Annotated in this window: 2 protein-coding genes; one reads left to right on the top strand and one right to left on the bottom strand. The window is 40.4% G+C overall.

Going from position 1 to position 1,434, the window contains the following annotated elements; genetic code table 11:
- Positions 1 to 69 precede the first annotated feature (69 nt).
- A complete protein-coding gene (locus F6K23_RS40440; RefSeq protein ID WP_293166842.1) occupies positions 70 to 597 on the top strand; it encodes a pyridoxamine 5'-phosphate oxidase family protein in 528 nt (175 codons plus the stop codon).
- Between the two features lie 191 nt (positions 598 to 788).
- On the opposite strand, the gene F6K23_RS40445 is transcribed toward F6K23_RS40440, so the two are convergent.
- On the bottom strand, positions 789 to 1,434 hold a 646-nt coding region (locus F6K23_RS40445; RefSeq protein WP_293166844.1), incomplete at its 5' end, for a CBS domain-containing protein.

The following is a 1,434-nucleotide window of genomic DNA, read 5'->3' on the forward strand; positions in this document are numbered from 1 at the left end:
GCTTATCAGTTCGGTGTCAATAATGGAGTTGAGCCAATTGATCATCCTTCTGATTTGGTTGAGGTTTAAGTGAACAAGGATTTGCAACCATCAACTGCATCCAATGGCTGGGTTAATACCCTAGAGTCTGACAAATTTGAAGTATATGAAAGAGCTAAGCAAATTATTGATAATAATCTCTACTGTGTTCTTTCCACTTGTTCGATAACAGGAGAACCTTGGTGTTCTCCTGTGTTCTTTGCCTATGATGAGTCCTGGCATCTTTACTGGTTTTCTGCTGTTGCTTCTAGGCACTCTCAGAATATTTACCACAACCAAGGTAAGGTGGCGATCGCTATCTTTAATTCAGCTGTGCCAGAAGGAACGGGCATAGGGTTATACTTCCAAGGTACAGCTGATGAGTGCCGGGAAAAAGACCAGATAGAAAGAGCGTTGGTTCTGTTGAGAAACAGAGCCAGCCAGCCGGAGAATAGACCCTACTATGGCTATCTGGGTGATTCTGCCAGAAGAATTTACTGCTTTTTTCCACACCAGGCGTGGGTGTCAGGTGAACGATTAGAGGTGGGTAATCAAACAAAGTGGACACTTGATTATTAAGAAATCTTGAAAACTTTAGTATGCTAAACTGTTTAGTTTAGTTTTGAGTCTTTGTTCTGATTGTCTTTATGAAACTTAACACAGTTGACTTTTTTTATGTCCGACTACTTACCACTTTCAAATGATAAATGAAGCGAACTAACTGTATGTATCGCTTCATTACATCACTATCAATTATTTAATTGAGAAGATTATGCAGGGTTTGAAAGCATCCTTTTCTGAAGCAAACTGAGAATTGCAGGTTTTTCTAAAATGCCGACTAACACACCATTGTCATGAATCACAGCCAGTGCAGATAGCTTTTGTTGTTCGATTAGCCGCACTACTTCCAATAAAGGTTGGTTAGCTTGTACTGTGGTAGATTCTGCAATCGGTCCCATTACATCTTTAATTTGAGTTTCCGACCACAATTGCCTTGGGATGGTTCGCAAATTGTCAACAGATATTGCTCCTAGTAATTGTCCATCATTATCGGTGACTAAAAACCGCTGCCATTTTTGGGAGCTCACAATTTGCTCATCAGCAAACTCTCTGAGGTTAAGATCAGCTCTGACAATTGGACTATCTAACTCCACAACATCAGCAGCAGTTAAGCCTGTGAGTTGTTCTTGTACTCTCGCAAATTGAGCTGCATTACTAGCATTTTGTAACAAGAAGAAACCAATTAACAAGTTCCAGAAGTTCGCCAAGCTGCCAAATAATAATAGGGGAAGTAAACCAGAAGCGATGGCTAACCAACCAAAAGCTTGTCCGATACGACTGGCAAAAACTACTCCTTTGTAGGGGTTACCAGTAATTTTCCAGACTATTGCCTTCAGTATATTACCTCCATCGAGA

Origin of the sequence: Okeania sp. SIO2C9 (genome assembly GCF_010672455.1) — a bacterium.
GTDB lineage: Bacteria > Cyanobacteriota > Cyanobacteriia > Cyanobacteriales > Microcoleaceae > Okeania.